A 15,830-nucleotide genomic window follows, 5' to 3' on the forward strand; every position below is an offset into this window, starting at 1 on the left:
CCGGGGAAATTGGCGCTGATTGTACTGATCAGCGCCGGCTCAATCGAAGCGGTAGCGCCCCTGCACCACCTGCCCGACGCGCAACACGCGCTCAGCGCCTTCGATCACGATGGCGTTCATGCCAAAGGTGATGCCGCCGCCCACGCGGTCATCCCGCCGGAAGGTGCGCAAGGTGTCGCCCACTTCGGGGCTGCTGACGGCAGTGGCGGGGTCGATGTCGGGGATGGGGCAGCGGGTGCAGGGCTTGACCGGGCGCAGCACGACGGCACCGTCGTCGGCCCGGATCACGATGTCTTCCAGGCGGTCTTCGTCAAAGGACTCGACCCCGGCCAGCACCACGTTGGCGCGAAAGCGCTCCACGCCCACCGGCGCATGGCCGGCCTGGCCCAGGCGCTGGTTGAGTTCATCCACCGAGGCCTCGCTGCAGACCAGCACGGGAAAGCCGTCACTGAACTGGTTGGGGGCCTCCAGGCCCGACGTCCACTGCAGGCTGGACAGGCGGCGTTGCTCGGGGTCAAAGCGCACCAGTCGCAGGGGGCGCCCCAGAAAGTCGCTGAACCACTGGGCCGCCAGGTTGCCCATGTCATAGGCCTTGACGGTGTCTTTCCAGACCCGGGCGGTGCAAGGCGCCTCGACCCCATCGATGGCCAGGTGCAGGGCCAGCATGCCCGGGGCGCGCAGCACCATCTCGAAGGTTTTGAGCTGGGGGCGGATCAGGGCCATGCGCGGCAGCTCGCGCTGACTCACGAACACGCCCTCGGGGTCGACCACCATCCAGGCCCGGTCCAGATCCAGCCCGGTGTCGGTCAGCACGGCCTCCTGCACCTCGACGGCGGCACAGGATTTGATGGGGTGCACAAACAGGCGCGCCACCGTGCCTTGAACGTCAAAATCAGCCTCTGTGTCCCATGTCATGGCCTGCTCACTCCTGCTTTGCTGCGATACCCACCGACAAAATCACCCCTGCACGGCCGAATGGCGCTTGCGCAAGGTCAGGGCGCGATTGTGCCTGCCTCCTACAATCAGCCCCCATGACGCAAGCCTTTGATGTGTGTATCCGTGGTGCCGGCGTGGTCGGCCAGACCCTGGCCCTGTTGCTGGCCCGTGAACGCCTGCGGGTGGCCCTGGTGACCCCGCCCCGCCCCGCCCAGACCGAGCCCCCCGCCCTGGATGTGCGTGCCTATGCGCTGAACAACGCATCGCAGCAGTTGCTGGACTCGCTGCGTTGCTGGCCCGAGGGCGATGCCGTCACGGCGGTCACCGGCATGCAGGTGCTGGGCGATCAGGGTGGAGAGGTGGTGTTCTCGGCCCGTGAGCAAAACACCCCGGCGCTGACCTGGATCGTCGATGTGCCTGCGCTGGAGGCCCGGCTGACCGAGGCGGTGCGTTACCAACCCCAGATCGAACGGGTTGACAGCCCGCGCGATGCCGCCCTGACGGTGGTCTGCGAAGGCCGCGCCAGCCGCACCCGCGAAGAGTTCGGTGTGCATTACGACACCACGCCTTACCCGCACACGGCCATCGCGGCCCGCCTGCAGGCCAACCAGCCCCATGGGCAACTGGCGCACCAGTGGTTTCTGCCCGGTCAGGTGATGGCTTTTTTGCCTTTGGGTGGCGATCAAGGGAACTCCATCGCGCTGGTTTGGTCTGTGCCTCATGCCGAGGTTGCCGAACTGATGTCCCTGCCCCCCCAAGAATTTGCCGATCGCGTGGCCGCCCAGGCCGGCTGGCCTGCGGGCTCGCTGAGCCTGAGCAGCGAGCGCGCCAGTTGGTCGCTGCAGCAGTCGCGGGCCGACCGCTGGGTGGGTGCCATGCCCGGCCAGCCCCCGGCTGGCCAGGTGCGCAGTTTTGCCTTGGCAGGAGACGCCGCCCATGCGGTGCACCCGCTGGCCGGCCAGGGACTGAACCTGGGCCTGGGCGATGTCGAAGCCCTGGCCCGCGTGCTGCGCGAGCGCGACTACTGGCGCAGCGTGGGTGACCCCAAGCTGTTGCGCCGCTACGAGCGCGAGCGCAAGGCCGGCATCTGGGCCCTGGGCCTGGCCAGCGACGGGCTGCAAAGGCTGTTCGACCACACGCTGCCCACGGTGCAGAACGCCCGCAACTGGGGCATGAACCAGTTCAACCGCAGCGGCCCCCTCAAGAGCTGGGTGACCCGCCTGGCCATGGGCCTGGCCTGATCCCGGCCCTTTTTCACCTTTTGCCCTCACACCCCAGACCCCACACCATGAAAACAGCCATCCTCCCCCGCCTGCTGCTGGCGGCGCTGCCCCTGCTCAGCCTGGGCGCCATCGCCCAGGAGGCGGTGATCAAAAAGGCCCTGGCGGCCCGCATTCCGCAATTGCAGAACATCGACGAAGTGCGCAAGACGCCCATGAACGGCCTGTATGAGGTGCGCGTGGGCAATGACCTGTTCTACACCGACGCCAAGGGCAACTACCTGATCCAGGGCGAACTGATCGACACCGCCCAGCAACGCAACCTGACGGAAGAACGCGTGGCCAAGATCACGGCGGTCGACTTCAGCACCCTGCCCATGGGGGATGCGTTCACCATCGTGCGCGGCAACGGCCAGCGCAAGATCGCGGTCTTCGAAGACCCCAACTGCGGCTACTGCAAGCGCTTCGAGAAAGACCTGTCCAAGGTGGACAACGTGACGGTCTACATGTTCCTGTACCCCATCCTGGGCCCGGATTCGGCCGACAAGGCGCGCAACCACTGGTGCGCCAAGGACAAGAGCGGCGCCTGGCTTGACTGGATGGTGCGCGAGAAGGCCGCCCCCAATGCCAGCTGCGACGTGGCAGCGATTGCCCGAAACGTGGACTTCGGGCGCAAGTACAAGATCACCGGCACGCCGACCATCATCTTCTCGGACGGCAGTCGGGTGCCCGGCGCACTCAACACCCAGCAGATCGAACAGCGCATCGCCCAGGCGGCCAGCCCCGCCAAAGAGTGACGCGACAGCACCGCAGGTGGGCCTGAGTGCGTCGTCCGCGCCACACTCAGACCACCGGATTGCCCTGGCCCGCGGCTGGGGCTCGCAAACCCGGCCACAATCCGGGGCATGAACACCTCCGTCCCGACACCCCATCCGGCTGGGGCCCCTTTGTCCCTCGTGATCGAGCGCCTGGGTTATGCCGGCCTGGCGCCCTTTGTGTTGCTGGCCCTGCTGATGTGGCTGGTCACACCCGACCTGATGCCTTTCGTGGCCCTGGCCCTGATGGCCTATGCGGCCACCGTGGCCTCTTTCTTGGGCGGCATCCATTGGGGCATCGCCTTTCAACAGGGCGAGGCCGCCCCGCGCATCCATCTGGTGTGGGGCGTGATCCCGCCCATCGTGGCCTGGATTGCCGTGGTGATGCCGATCTATGCCGGCCTGCCGTTGCTGGGCCTGCTGCTGGTGGTTTGTTATTTGGTGGACCGCAAGACCTGGACCTCGCCGCAATTGAGGCCCTGGCTCACGCTGCGCTTCAGGCTCACCGTGGTGGCCACCCTGAGCTGCCTGCTGGGCGCCGCCAACACCTGATCGCCGCCGCCAACGCCGCTCACACCCAGCGGCCAAGCACACCGCCTACCGCCCACACCGGCCCGTATGAAGCAACACCCCAGCACACCGCACTACCGCATCGACGCCCGTCAACGCCACGCCCACCTCTACGAGGTGACGCTGACCATCCCCGCCCCAGCCGCCCAGCAAGAGGTCTCGCTGCCGGTGTGGATCCCGGGCAGCTATCTGGTGCGCGAGTTCTCCAAAAACCTGCAGCAACTGCAGGCCCGGCAAAAAGGCCGGCGCGTGGCCATTCAGCAACTGGACAAATGCCGCTGGCAGGTGGCCAGCCAGGCGGGCAGCGCGCTGGAGCTGCGCTATGAGGTCTATGCCTTCGACAATTCGGTGCGCACGGCCTGGCTGGACAGCCAGCGCGGCTTTTTCAATGGCACGAGCCTGTGCCTGCGGGTGCACGGCCAGGAGGATCAGCCCCACCAGATCACGGTGGAATCGCCCGACGACAGCTGGCGCGCAGCCACGGCCCTGACCGCCCTGAAGACCGACCGACGTGGCTTTGGCCTGTACCAGGCGGCCGACTACGACGAGCTGGTGGACAGCCCTTTCGAGTTGGGTGACTTCTGGCAGGCCAGCTTCAGCGCCTGCGCCATTGAACACCAGATCGTGGTGGCCGGGGCCCCGGCGTCCTTTGATTCGGCCCGGCTGCTGCGCGACACCCAGCAGATCTGCGAAACCGCCATCCGCTTCTGGCACCCCGAGGTCGACCCCGCCAAGCCGGCTGCCAGCGGCGTGCCCCATCCGCGCTATGTCTTCATGCTCAATGTGGTGGACGACAACTATGGCGGGCTGGAGCACCGGGCCAGCACTGCGCTGATCTGCGGGCGCCGCGATCTGCCACGCCTGGGCGAAACCCGCACGCCCGAGGGCTACACCACCCTGCTGGGCCTGATCTGCCACGAGTACTTCCACACCTGGAACGTGAAGCGCCTGCGCCCCGCAGAACTGGCCCGCTACGATTACACCCAAGAGAACTACACCCGCCTGCTGTGGTTCTTCGAGGGCTTCACCAGCTACTACGACGACCTGCTGCTGCGCCGCGCCGGCCTGATCGACGATGCCGCCTACCTGCGCCTGCTCAACAAGGCCCTGAACCAGGTGTTGCAGGCCCCGGGGCGCCTGGTGCAGAGCGTGGCTGAAGCCAGCTTTGACGCTTGGGTGAAGTACTACCGGCAAGACGAAAACACCGCCAACGCCACCATCAGCTACTACACCAAGGGCTCGCTGGTGGCCCTGTGCCTGGACCTGACGCTGCGCGCCCAGGGCAAGAGCCTGGACCAGGCCCTGCGTGCCGTGTGGCAGCGCTGCAGCGGCGGCCCCATGAGCGAGGCCGACTTTGCCCAGGTGCTGAACGAGGTCTCGGGCCGCGATTTCGGGCCCGAGCTCAAGGCCTGGGTTCATGGTGTGGCCGACCTGCCCGTGCAGCCCTTGCTGGAGAAGGCCGGCGTGCGCTGGCACGATGACCCGGCCCAGCCGGCACAGGCTCTGGGCCTGCGGGTGACGGAAAACGGCAGCATTCAGATCAAGGCCGTGCTGCGCGGCGGCTTGGCCGAGAAAGCAGGCCTGGCCGCCGGTGATGAATGGCTGGGATTGGAAGTGGGCGAACAGGCCTGGCGCCTGAGCAAGCTGGACGACCTGGCGCTCTACGCCGGCCCGGCCAAACGCGCGACCGCCCTGGTGGCACGCGACCGGCGCCTGCTGCGCCTGCCACTGAAGCTGCCGGCCCAGGCCACCACCGTGCGCCTGGCCATTGAGCAGGCGGCCTTGGTCAAGGCCTGGCTGGGGGGTGACCCGACGCCAGGCCCGGCATCAGGTGCCGTGCCTGCCGTCGCCCCCGAAGCCAAGGCCCAAGGGCCTCAATCGCCTCAGTCGCCCCGGAAAACCGGCGCACGCTTGGCCAAGAAGGCCTCCACGCCCTCAAAGTAATCGTAGGTGCGGCCCATGGCGGACTGGGCATCACGCTCGGCCAGCAACTGGGCGTCCAGCTCACGTGTGGTGGATTCACGCAACAGGCGGCGGGTGGCCACCAAGGCGGCCGTGGGCATGGCCGCCAGACGGCGGGCCAGCGTCAGCGTGGTGTCCAGACAATCGTCGGCCACATCCCAGATCAGGCCCCACTCCCGCGCCTGCTGGGCACCCAGCTTGTCGCCCGTCAGCGCCAGCCCCAGCGCACGTGTCAGCCCCACGCGGCGCGGCAGCAACCAGGTGCTGCCCGCGTCCGGCACCAGCCCGATCTTGCTGAAGGCCTGGATGAAGCTGGCCTGGGGCGCGGCAATCGCCAGATCACAACTCATCACCAGCGACATGCCGGCCCCGGCGGCCACGCCATTCACAGCCGCCAGCACCGGCATGCGCAAGGCCTGCAGACGGCGAGCGGTGGGGTTGAAGGCCTGATCGATCACCGGCCCCGGGTCGGCACGGCGTACTCGGTCGGCTCCGGGCGCAAAGTCGAAGGCCGACAGATCGGCCCCCGCGCAAAAACCTCGACCCGCCCCGGTCAGCACCACGGCACGCACCTTCTCGTCGGCCTCGGCGGCATCCAGGGCCGCCCACAGGGCGCGGTGCATGGTCAGGTCAAAACTGTTGAGCGTCTGCGGCCGGTTGAAGGTGATCAAGGCCACCGCACCGGCGCTGGCGTCGTCGGTGGCATACAGAACAGCGGGCTGGGCGTCATCGGTCATGGCGTGTCTCCTTGTGGGCATCTGGGATGGGAACTGGCATTCTGCCCAAGCCCCTCAGCACGCATTGCAACCCGTTTGACAGCCTGGCGACAAATCGCTTGGGTATAGTCCCGGCAACCCCTACTGACGGAGATAAAGGCTTATGGCTTACGAAACCATCGAAGTGCGCGTCGAGGCTGACCAGGTCGGCATCATCACCCTGAACCGCCCCAAACAGCTCAACGCCCTGAACGACCAACTGATGACCGAACTGGGCAGCGCCCTGCGTGAGTTCGATGCCGACGCCAAGATCGGCTGCATCATCGTCACAGGCAGCGAGCGCGCCTTTGCCGCTGGGGCCGACATCGCCGCCATGGCCAAGTTCAGCTTCCAGGATGTGTACAAGGGTGACTTCATCTCGCGCAACTGGGAAACCATCCGCAGCATCCGCAAACCCGTGATTGCCGCCGTGGCCGGTTTTGCCCTGGGCGGCGGTTGTGAGCTGGCGATGATGTGCGACTTCATCATCGCCGCCGACAACGCCAAGTTCGGCCAACCTGAGATCAAGATCGGCGTCATCCCCGGTGCGGGCGGCACCCAGCGGCTGCCACGGGCCGTCGGCAAGTCCAAGGCCATGGACATGGCCCTGACGGCACGGATGATGGACGTGACCGAAGCCGAACGCTCGGGCCTGGTGAGCCGGGTCGTTCCGGTGGACAAATTGATGGAAGAGGCCCTGGGTGCTGCGCTGGTGATCTGCTCTTACTCGCAGATCGCGGTCATGGCCGCCAAGGAGTCAGTCAACCGCGCCTTCGAAGGCACGCTGTCTGACGGCGTGATGTTCGAGCGCCGACTGTTCCACTCGCTGTTCGCAACCCAGGACCAGAAGGAAGGCATGGACGCGTTTTTGAACAAGCGCAGCCCAAATTTCACGCACCAGTGATTGCGCCCCAAATTTTGTGTCTATAATTGAGGGCTCAGACGAAATGAGTCTGAAACAAAAGCCTCAATCGCAAGGCTTTTGAAAAGTTGGCGCTTTAGCTCAGTCGGTTAGAGCGATGGAATCATAATCCACAGGTCCGCGGTTCGAATCCGTGAAGCGCCACCAAAATTTCTTCAAGTGCGACAAGCACTTGAGCGCAGAAGCCACCTTCGGGTGGCTTTTTTGTTTGCACTGCGGCAACAAAAACACCGCACACTCCCTGATCTCTCGACAAGCACCGGCGTCCAACGACCTGCAAGTCGGCCGTTGCCCACATTCAGGTTCACCCCAGGAGGGCCCCATGAACCCACTGACCCAACTGGGCATCGAACTGCCCAGCCTCAGCTACCTGATCGGATCGGTGATCTTTGGCCTGGTGGGCCTGGTGGCCTGGCGCCATGGCCGACGCACCGAGCGCCCTGTCGTCAAATGGAGCGGGCTTGCCCTGATGCTCTACCCCTACGCGGTCTCGGAGACCTGGATGCTGTGGGCCATCGGCGCCATTCTGTGCGCCTGGCTTTGGATACAGTGGAACGACTGAGGACCAGATCCCCTCGCCTCACGGGGGCACATGTCCCGCCAATCAAGCACCACGCTCACAAACGTGGCGACAGCACGGCCGCCGAATCGACAGCACTTTCAGGCTCCAGGCTTTCGGCCTCCGGATGGGCCAGAGCATGCAACTCATAGCCGATCCACAACAGGGCGAGCACCTGGACCATCCTCAGGACACGATCAAACACTTTGTTCTCCAGTTCGAAGCTGGCCACATTGGAACAGAACGCGGGCATCGCTCGATTCCGGGTCGCCAGCCAACGGCTTCATTCCTGGTTTTTATGAAAAATAGGTCCGGAATCTGGCAGATATGTCACGCAGATCAAGACATCCAGGGGCAAGGGTGATTGACAATCCGGACTCCACCACGCCCGCCAGCATCATGGAAGTCTTTGTCAACAGCGTACTCGAGCGAGCCAAGGGCCCGTCCTTCGACCTGAGCACGGCCATTCACCTCATCGAAGAGCACGACAGCCTGCTGGCCTTGGAGTTCCTGGATTCGGCTTTTCAGCAGTTGGGGCCAGCCGAGATACCACCACCCTTGCTCGATGCCCTGGATACCAGGCGATCGACGCTGTTGCTGGAGTTCTACAGGCGCTCTGTGGCCTTTCTGAAATCGTTCGAGCATCTGGAGCAGGCGCTCAGGAACGGTTTTCCAGGGCTGACCATGGTTGACCGCTACAAGCTCAAGGATGCGATACAACATCACATCGCACGAATGAAGGCAGACTTGACGAAGCCTCACGCCTCAGATCCGTCGAGCGCCTGAGCCCGGCACGGGCGCCCTATCCCTGCGGGCGCAGGGTCAGGTGCTGCAAGACCAGATCGAGCACCTGCGTCAACGCAGCAGGCTCTTCCAGGCAATACATGGCACGGCTGAGAGCTTCTGCCGTGCCGATGCGCACCGTCAACCAATCCGGACGGGCACGCTCGAAGACAGGCTCATCATTCACGTCATCCCCGGCAAACAACAGGCTTTCGCAAGCACTGAGTTCCAGCAGGCGCAACACCGCATCAGCCTTGTCGGGCGCAGCGCGCTGCAGCACGTTGACCACAGCCTTGCCCCCCATCGTCGACAGATCGGCCGGCAGCGGGTGCAACCAGGCACGGATGGCCCGCAACGCCTCCTGCGGATCGGCCGCAAGGCGGTAGTGCAAGGCAAGCGACAGGCCCTTGTCCTCGAACACGACGCCGGCCGATCGCAACCCGACATCGCTGTGACGCCAACGCTGCCGCAGTCTGGCCAGCCCGCTGGACTCGGCGAGGCAGCCCAGGCCCTCTGCACCGTGGTTGCCAATCAGATAGTGCGGCTGAAATCCCAGCCTTGTACGGGCATCCTCCACACTGCGGCCGGTGACCACCGCCACCGGTGACAGCAGGGCCAGGCGTTGAAGGCGCCAGGCCACGGCCTCAGGCACCCGGGCATCGGCCGGATGATCGACGATGGGGGCCAACGTCCCATCAAGATCGAATGCAAACAGAACTCGTCTGCGCATCAGACGTGACAGGGCCCGCAGCCCCTCGATAGCCAACAAATCTTGCATGACGCGTCTCAAGCTCCATTGTGGCGTTGCATGCGGGCTTCAATGCGCTCGCGCAGGCGCCAACGCGCTGCATCCGTGAGCATGCGTCCGGCCCATCGGTACACATTGTCGTCACGCACCGTGGTGCGCAGATTGGCCATGCGTTCTCGTTGTTCGGCCTCGGGCATGGTCAGGGCGCGGTGCAAGGTATCGGCCCCTTCCTCCACATGGTAGGGGTTGATGATCAGGGCCTCATTGAGCTCGGCGGCCGCGCCGGCAAAGCGACTCAGCACCAGCACGCCCTGTTCGTCATCGCGTGCGGCAACGAACTCCTTGCACACCAGGTTCATGCCGTCGTGCAAGCTGGTGACCAGACAGATGTCGCTGGCCCGATAGAGTTCGTTGACCGCCTCGAACTCATGGTGCTCTGCCAACAAATGCACCGGCAGGTAGCCCGGCAGACCAAACCGGGTGTTGAGCCTTTCGGTTGTCTGATGGATGCGCTGTTGAAAAGCCTGGTACTCATCGAGCGTGCTGCGGGAGGGCGCGGCCACCTGGATCAGGCTGAACTGCCCCACCCACTGCGGGTACTTCTCCAGCAAGCGCTCCACCGCGTGCAAGCGCTCCAGAATGCCCTTGGTGTAGTCAAATCGGTCCACCCCAACCGCCAGCCTGTGGCCCTCCGACAGACCGAGGCGCCGGCGCACCGCATCCCGGCAGTCCGCAATGGCAGGCCAACGCTGACGCTCCTGTTCGTCGGGCCAGGCGATCGAAATCGGGTAGCTCTCGATCAGCGTGGTCTGCTTGTTGACGGTGATGGTCGAGTGCTCGTGCTCAATGCGGGCTTCCAGGTGACGGTCCACGGTCTCCATGAAGTTCTTGCAGTGGTAGCGCGTATGAAAACCGACGATGGTGCTGCCCAGCAGGCCTTGCAGCAGTTCCTCGCGCCAGGGGCAGATGCCAAAGGACTCCGGATTGGGCCAGGGGATGTGCCAGAAGGTGAGAATCGTGGCACGCGGCAGACGCTGACGAATCAGGGCGGGCAACAAGGCCAGGTGGTAGTCCTGCACCAGCACCACGGGATCCGCACTGCGCGCCTCAGCCACCACAGCATCGGCAAAGCGCTCATTCACGGCACGGTAGGCCACCCAATCGGATTCGCGAAACACAGGACGTACATGGGCGACGTGGCACAGCGGCCACAGGCCTTCATTGGAGAAACCGCTGTAATAGCCCTGCTCTTCCTCCGCACTGAGCCAGAGACGCCGCAGCGTGTAGTCATTGCTGCCTGGCGGCACCATCACCCGGTCATGCGCGTCGACGACGCTTCGGTCTGCACTGCCCCCACCGTGGGCAATCCAGGTCCCTGAGCAGGCACGCATGACCGGCTCGACCGCCGTGACCAGTCCACTGGCCGGTCGTTTGCACACGACGCCGTCACCGCGCTGCTCATGGATGTAAGGCTCGCGATTGGACACCACCATCAACTCATCGCCACGCAGCTGGGAGCGCAACAAGGCACGCAGACGTTCCGGCCCCCAATGGTCATCGCGATCGAGCGAACGCCGATAGCTGTCCTCAAGATCGCGCAGGCGCTCGCGGAAATCAGCGGCAAGAGGTGCCAATTCACCACGGGTGCTGATCAGCGGGCTCAGCAAACCTTCTCCACGCAACAGCGCGCGGGCGCCGGACACCCATCCACGCCAGCTCAGCTGAGCCACCACCACGGTGATGACAGAGATGACCAGCCCCAAGCCGGCCATGAATGCGATCAGGTACTTTTGCGTATCCTGGCTGCGCCGCTCCACAAAGCTGAGGTCATGCAACAGCACCAGATTGGCCACCCGCTCACCATCGACCACCACCGGATGCATGCCCACATGCACCGCGCCACTGGCAAGAGGCAACTGGGCCAGTGTTTGGGCCGAGAGGCTGCGCGCCTGGGCACACCCCAGATCCGCAGGATAGGTCCCCGACTTGTGGACGATGGTGTCGTCAGAACCGCACAAAGCCATGGCAAACAGGCGCTCGTCCTGCACGGCACGGTTGAACAAAGCCTGAAGCCGCGCGGTGCGCTGCCGCATTGGCTCAGGCAAGGCCTCTGCAATGGGCTCGGTCAGCGCACGGGTCACCAGCTCACCGCGCAACGACAGGTCCCGTGAAGACCAGCGCAGCGTGAGCTTGTCCATCAAGGGCAAAGCCAGGTAAGCCGCAGCCACCAGGGTCAAAACCAGTGGCAGCAGGAATCGGAATTGCAACCGCAAGGTATTCAGGATCATGGTTTCAGCCTTCCCTTCATGCCCTCCCTCCCCTCTTCACCCTGACGCCATCCTGGTTCGGGCTTCGTTTGCAGATCGAATTGCCAGATCATGTGCCCGATGGACTTTGATGCGTCAGGCCGTCAAAATACATTTGCACAAATATACATGACTGCATTTCACAACCCGATGTCAGGAGGTGTGCCTTGCCCCAGCGACAGCCCAATCCCAACCTTGAACTGGCCCTGATCGGGAACTGCGCCGTCAACGCACTCATTGATCGGCAGGCCCGCATCGTCTGGTGCTGCATGCCCCGCCCCGATGCGGATCCGCTGTTCCATGCCTTGCTCGACTCCAGCGATGGCATTGGGCTGGACGGCACCTTGGCCGTCGAGCTGGAAGACCTGTGTCGATCCGAGCAGTCTTACGATGAAAACACCGCCATTGTGCGGACACGGCTTTTCAACACCGCCGGTGCGGGTATCGAGGTGATTGATTTCGCGCCGCGCTACCGCAGTCGCGATCGCATGTTCCGGCCAGCCCAATTGGTGCGCCGGGTCCGGCCGCTCTCGGGTCATCCAAGGGTTCGCTTCGTGCTGCGACCGCGCGCCAACTGGGGCAACACCCGCCCCGAACTGACCCGGGGAAGCAACCATGTCCGATACGTGACGCCAGATTGGACCTGGCGGGTCAACACCAATGTGCCCATCACCTACCTGGTGGACGAGACCTGGTTCTCCTTGTCAGGGCCCGTGAGCCTGTTGCTGGGCCCTGATGAATCGCTCAACGGAGGAATCGAGGAGACTGCGCGCCTGTTTGAAGAGGAGACCCACGCCTATTGGCGTCACTGGACTTCACGCTTGGCACTCCCGCTGGAATGGCAGGACGCCGTCATTCGCGCAGCCATCACGCTCAAACTCTGCCAGTTCGAGGAAACCGGCGCGATCCTTGCCGCCGTGACCACCAGCCTGCCCGAAGCCCCCCACAGCCAACGCAACTGGGACTACCGTTACTGCTGGCTGCGCGATGCCTTTTTTGTGGTGCGTGCACTGAATAGCCTGGCCGAGGTGGGCACCATGGAAGACTATCTGCGCTGGTTGCACGATGTGGTGCGTGCCAGCCCTGGTCACGTTCAGCCCCTGTATGGCGTCGGACTGGAATCGCAACTGCCTGAACGTCTGCAGGCTGGGCCAGCCGGCTACCGTGGCATGGGTCCGGTGCGGGTGGGCAACCAGGCCTACGAACACTTCCAGCACGACGTCTACGGCAACATCGTGCTGGGCGCCGCACAGTCCTTTCACGATCATCGGCTGCAACGACGGGCAGATGCCGAAGATTTCAGGCTGCTCGAACGCATGGGAGAGCAGGCCTGGCAACTGCACGACGTCCCCGACGCCGGGATGTGGGAACTGCGCACCCGGGCACGGGTGCACACCTCGTCATCGCTCATGTGCTGGGCCGCGTGCGACCGTTTGGCCAAGATCGCCCGCACGCTGGCACTGCATGAGCGCGAGATATTCTGGGCGGAGCGCGCCACATTGATCCGCGCCAAGATCCTGGAGCGGGCATGGAGCGACAAGCGTCAGGCCTTTGTCGAGAGTTTCGAGGGCGAACATCTTGACGCCAGCGTGCTGCTGATGTGCGAGGTAGGCTTCATCGATGCACTGGACCCCCGCTTCGTGAGCACAGTGCGGGTGCTGGACAACGAGTTGTGCGATGGCCCCTTCATGCGCCGTTACGAGGCACCCGATGACTTCGGCCTGCCTGAAACCGCGTTCAATGTCTGTTCCTTCTGGAGGGTCGACGCCTTGGCCAGAGTGGGCCGCCTGGACGAGGCACGTGCCAGTTTCGAACGGCTGCTCAGCCATCGCAACCACGTGGGATTGCTCTCAGAGGATCTGGCACCGAAAACCGGCGAACTCTGGGGCAACTTTCCGCAAACCTACTCCATGGTGGGGATCATCCATGGCGCCATGCGCCTCTCGCGGCCTTGGGATCAAGTGGTTTGATCGGATCGGCGCAGCCCCGTGCATCGGGGGCCTGCCATGCAGGACGGCTGCAGGCTGATCGCGACAGCTCGCAAGATGAAAAAAAGCGCTGACACCTTGCGGTGTCAGCGCTTTCTGATGGGCAGACGTCTCAGTCAAACAGCCGAATCGGCCGTGACCTGAGCATCAAGCTCAACGAACGGGACGCTTGCGTGCGTCGTGCGGAACGAAAGGACGGGCCGGACCGGGGCCGGCGTGACGCGGAGCACCACCGGGCTTGCGGGCAGCGAAATCACCACGGGGCGCAGCGCCACCGCCGAAATCACCGAAACCCGACTTGCGGCCGTAACCCTGACCATCGCGCTGGGGCTCACGGCGGCCACCGCCGAAGTTGTCGGCACCTTGGAAGCCTTCGCCACGGGCCGGGCGCTGGCCGCGATCGCCTTGACCGCCAAAGCCACCACCGAAACCACCGCGGTCACCGCCGCCGAAGCCGCCACGGTCACCACCACCAAAGCCACCGCGATCGCCGCCGGCAAAACCGCCACGACCACCGCCGCCGAACTTGCGGTCACGCGGACCGTAGTCACGGCCTTCGCTGCCACGGCCACGGCCACCGAAGTCGCCACGCGGACGTGCATCGAAGCGCTGCTGCGGCTCCATGCCGGGGATGACTTCGGCCTTGAAGGTCTGCTTGCTGTAGCCCTCGATGTCGAAGATCTTGCGACGATCGCGGAACTCGGCGAAGGTCACAGCAAGGCCATCGCGGCCGGCACGCCCAGTACGGCCAATTCGGTGGGTGTAGTCTTCGGCCTTCATCGGCAGACCAAAGTTGAACACGTGGGTGATGGTGGGCACGTCAATGCCACGGGCTGCCACGTCGGTGGCCACCAGAATCTGCACCTGGCCGCTGCGCAGGGCCATCAGACGACGGTTGCGCAGACCTTGGCTCAGGGCACCGTGCAACGCGACGGCCGAGAAGCCTTCTTGTTGCAGATCGGTGGCCAGGCCATCACATTCCACCTGGGTGCTGGCAAACACGATGGCCTGGTCGATGCTGGTGTCACGCAGCCAGTGGTCCAGCATCTTGCGCTTGTGCTGGGCGTTGTCAGCCCAAAACAGCACCTGCTTGATGTTGGCGTGCTTCTCCTGCGGGGAGTCGATCTGGATGCGTTGCGGCTCGCGCATCACGCGGGCAGCCAGTTGCTGGATGCGCGGCGCGAAGGTGGCGCTGAACATCATGGTCTGCTGACGTTGGATGGTGAGCTGGTTGATTTCAGCCAGATCGTCCGAGAAGCCCAGATCCAGCATGCGGTCGGCTTCGTCGACCACCAGGAACTGAACCTGGTCCAGCTTGATCTGCTGCGAGCGCTGCAGGTCGAGCAGGCGGCCCGGGGTGGCCACTACCAGATTGGCGTTTTGCAGCTTGGCGATCTGCACTTGGTACGGCATGCCGCCCACCACGTTGGCCACACGCAGGCCACGGCAATGCTTGACCAGATCGATGGCGTCATGGGCCACCTGCTGAGCCAGTTCGCGGGTCGGGCACAGAATCAAGGCGCCAGGAACGGCGGCCTTGAAGTTGCGGGCGTTGGTGGGGTCTTTGCGCTTGGGGCGCTTGGGGGCAGGCTCGCCACGGGCAGCGGCTTCGGCCACCGCGCGGTCGAATTCGGCGCGGGCATCGGCCTCGGCCTGGGCTTGTTGTTGGATCAGCGTGTGCAGCACGGGCAGCAGGAAGGCGGCGGTCTTGCCGCTGCCGGTCTGGCTGGAGACCATCAAATCGATGTAGCGGGCGGTTTCGCCAGCTTGCACGTCGGCGGGCAGGGCCAGGGGGATGGCCTTCAACTGCACGGAGGTGGGTTCGGTGTAGCCCAGGTCGGCCACGGCCTGAACCAGTTCGGGCGCCAGGCCCAGCTTCACGAAGCCATTGGGGAGAGCGGGTTCTGCGGGCTGGCTGGCAGCGTCAGAGTCGGTACCCAGCACTTGGGCGGCGACTTGGGCCACCACGGCGGCGGTGGAAACAAAGGATTCGGCAGGCGCGATGTCGCCCTGCACTGCAAGAGTGTCGGTCATGGTTTTCTCACACGAAATGCGCCGCCGGCGTGGCCAGCGGACGCTTCGTCAATGGTTAAACAACATCAACCATCAAACGAAGCCTGAGCCATCTGGTGTCTGGGAGACGATGGCGCGGGTGGGCGTTTCAGCGAATCTGGAAGACCGACATTCATCGATCCGGACGAGACCTGCTTTTCTGGAAAGCTCTGGGTCATCATCCACAGCCGCAAGCCCGGGAGTGAAGGGAGAT

The 15,830-nt window shown here is 64.4% G+C and carries 14 protein-coding genes and 1 tRNA gene; 9 read left to right on the forward strand and 6 right to left on the reverse strand.

Translation table 11 applies throughout. The features are described from left to right. Positions 1–39: 39 nt before the first annotated feature. Positions 40–915 (reverse strand): MOSC domain-containing protein, encoded by an 876-nt coding sequence (locus tag L880_RS0125970; protein WP_027478081.1) that lies wholly within the window; start codon positions 913–915, stop codon positions 40–42. 116 nt (positions 916–1,031) lie between these two features. On the opposite strand from L880_RS0125970, the gene L880_RS0125975 reads away from it, so the two are divergent. The 4 genes from L880_RS0125975 to L880_RS33690 all read left to right on the forward strand — a co-directional run bounded on the left by L880_RS0125975 (position 1,032) and on the right by L880_RS33690 (position 5,485). Next, complete coding sequence (locus L880_RS0125975) at positions 1,032–2,177, forward strand: FAD-dependent monooxygenase (protein ID WP_027478082.1); 1,146 nt, start codon at positions 1,032–1,034, stop codon at positions 2,175–2,177. Positions 2,178–2,224: 47 nt separating this feature from the next. Then, positions 2,225–2,953 (forward strand): DsbC family protein, encoded by a 729-nt coding sequence (locus tag L880_RS0125980; RefSeq protein ID WP_027478083.1) that lies wholly within the window; start codon positions 2,225–2,227, stop codon positions 2,951–2,953. Between the two features lie 108 nt (positions 2,954–3,061). Then, entirely contained in the window at positions 3,062–3,523 is a 462-nt protein-coding gene (locus tag L880_RS0125985; protein WP_027478084.1) for a DUF3429 domain-containing protein, read from the forward strand. Positions 3,524–3,589: 66 nt separating this feature from the next. Beyond that, positions 3,590–5,485: a M61 family metallopeptidase gene (locus tag L880_RS33690; protein WP_043330767.1), complete on the forward strand. Its 1,896-nt coding sequence runs from the start codon at positions 3,590–3,592 to the stop codon at positions 5,483–5,485. Here L880_RS33690 and L880_RS0125995 read toward each other — a convergent pair. Continuing rightward, positions 5,425–6,240, reverse strand: coding sequence for an enoyl-CoA hydratase-related protein (locus L880_RS0125995; RefSeq protein WP_051443612.1), 816 nt, complete (start codon positions 6,238–6,240; stop codon positions 5,425–5,427). The two genes, L880_RS33690 and L880_RS0125995, sit on opposite strands and share 61 nt — an antisense overlap. A gap of 142 nt (positions 6,241–6,382) precedes the next feature. Between L880_RS0125995 and L880_RS0126000 the strand changes: the two genes are divergently transcribed. The 3 genes from L880_RS0126000 (at position 6,383) to L880_RS0126010 (ending at position 7,742) form a co-directional block, all read left to right on the forward strand. Further along, complete coding sequence (locus L880_RS0126000; RefSeq protein WP_027478086.1) at positions 6,383–7,162, forward strand: enoyl-CoA hydratase; 780 nt, start codon at positions 6,383–6,385, stop codon at positions 7,160–7,162. Between the two features lie 88 nt (positions 7,163–7,250). Further along, a tRNA-Met gene (locus tag L880_RS0126005) sits at positions 7,251–7,327 on the forward strand. Between the two features lie 175 nt (positions 7,328–7,502). After that, positions 7,503–7,742, forward strand: a complete 240-nt coding sequence (locus tag L880_RS0126010; protein WP_027478087.1) for a hypothetical protein — start codon at positions 7,503–7,505, stop codon at positions 7,740–7,742. 55 nt (positions 7,743–7,797) lie between these two features. On the opposite strand, the gene L880_RS0126015 is transcribed toward L880_RS0126010, so the two are convergent. Next, complete coding sequence (locus L880_RS0126015; protein WP_027478088.1) at positions 7,798–7,992, reverse strand: hypothetical protein; 195 nt, start codon at positions 7,990–7,992, stop codon at positions 7,798–7,800. A gap of 107 nt (positions 7,993–8,099) precedes the next feature. On the opposite strand from L880_RS0126015, the gene L880_RS0126020 reads away from it, so the two are divergent. After that, positions 8,100–8,525 carry a hypothetical protein gene (locus L880_RS0126020; RefSeq protein ID WP_157463077.1) on the forward strand — a complete coding sequence of 142 codons (426 nt, stop codon included), beginning with the start codon at positions 8,100–8,102 and terminating at the stop codon, positions 8,523–8,525. 16 nt (positions 8,526–8,541) lie between these two features. On the opposite strand, the gene otsB is transcribed toward L880_RS0126020, so the two are convergent. Both otsB and L880_RS0126030 read right to left on the reverse strand, forming a co-directional pair. After that, positions 8,542–9,300, reverse strand: a complete 759-nt coding sequence (otsB, locus tag L880_RS0126025) for a trehalose-phosphatase (RefSeq protein WP_027478090.1) — start codon at positions 9,298–9,300, stop codon at positions 8,542–8,544. Positions 9,301–9,308: 8 nt separating this feature from the next. Beyond that, positions 9,309–11,558 (reverse strand): alpha,alpha-trehalose-phosphate synthase (UDP-forming), encoded by a 2,250-nt coding sequence (locus L880_RS0126030; protein WP_027478091.1) that lies wholly within the window; start codon positions 11,556–11,558, stop codon positions 9,309–9,311. A 185-nt stretch (positions 11,559–11,743) separates the two neighbouring features. On the opposite strand from L880_RS0126030, the gene L880_RS0126035 reads away from it, so the two are divergent. Further along, positions 11,744–13,546, forward strand: coding sequence for a glycoside hydrolase family 15 protein (locus tag L880_RS0126035; RefSeq protein WP_027478092.1), 1,803 nt, complete (start codon positions 11,744–11,746; stop codon positions 13,544–13,546). Positions 13,547–13,717: 171 nt separating this feature from the next. On the opposite strand, the gene L880_RS0126040 is transcribed toward L880_RS0126035, so the two are convergent. Next, the gene (locus tag L880_RS0126040) at positions 13,718–15,598 is read right to left on the reverse strand and encodes a DEAD/DEAH box helicase (RefSeq protein WP_027478093.1); all 1,881 of its coding nucleotides are present in this window, start codon (positions 15,596–15,598) and stop codon (positions 13,718–13,720) included. Positions 15,599–15,830 lie beyond the last annotated feature (232 nt).

It is taken from the genome of Curvibacter gracilis ATCC BAA-807, from assembly GCF_000518645.1.
GTDB lineage: Bacteria > Pseudomonadota > Gammaproteobacteria > Burkholderiales > Burkholderiaceae_C > Curvibacter > Curvibacter gracilis.

Bases quoted from the DNA above. Each gene is read 5' to 3' on its own strand.
- L880_RS0125995 (WP_051443612.1), bottom strand. From the start codon at position 6,240: ATGACCGATGACGCCCAGCCCGCTGTTCTGTATGCCACCGACGACGCC.
- L880_RS0126010 (WP_027478087.1), top strand. From the start codon at position 7,503: ATGAACCCACTGACCCAACTGGGCATCGAACTGCCCAGCCTCAGCTAC.
- L880_RS0126000 (WP_027478086.1), top strand. From the start codon at position 6,383: ATGGCTTACGAAACCATCGAAGTGCGCGTCGAGGCTGACCAGGTCGGC.
- otsB (WP_027478090.1), bottom strand. From the start codon at position 9,300: ATGCAAGATTTGTTGGCTATCGAGGGGCTGCGGGCCCTGTCACGTCTG.
- L880_RS0125970 (WP_027478081.1), bottom strand. From the start codon at position 915: ATGACATGGGACACAGAGGCTGATTTTGACGTTCAAGGCACGGTGGCG.
- L880_RS0126015 (WP_027478088.1), bottom strand. From the start codon at position 7,992: ATGCCCGCGTTCTGTTCCAATGTGGCCAGCTTCGAACTGGAGAACAAA.
- L880_RS0126030 (WP_027478091.1), bottom strand. From the start codon at position 11,558: ATGATCCTGAATACCTTGCGGTTGCAATTCCGATTCCTGCTGCCACTG.
- L880_RS0125975 (WP_027478082.1), top strand. From the start codon at position 1,032: ATGACGCAAGCCTTTGATGTGTGTATCCGTGGTGCCGGCGTGGTCGGC.
- L880_RS0126040 (WP_027478093.1), bottom strand. From the start codon at position 15,598: ATGACCGACACTCTTGCAGTGCAGGGCGACATCGCGCCTGCCGAATCC.
- L880_RS0125980 (WP_027478083.1), top strand. From the start codon at position 2,225: ATGAAAACAGCCATCCTCCCCCGCCTGCTGCTGGCGGCGCTGCCCCTG.
- L880_RS33690 (WP_043330767.1), top strand. From the start codon at position 3,590: ATGAAGCAACACCCCAGCACACCGCACTACCGCATCGACGCCCGTCAA.
- L880_RS0125985 (WP_027478084.1), top strand. From the start codon at position 3,062: ATGAACACCTCCGTCCCGACACCCCATCCGGCTGGGGCCCCTTTGTCC.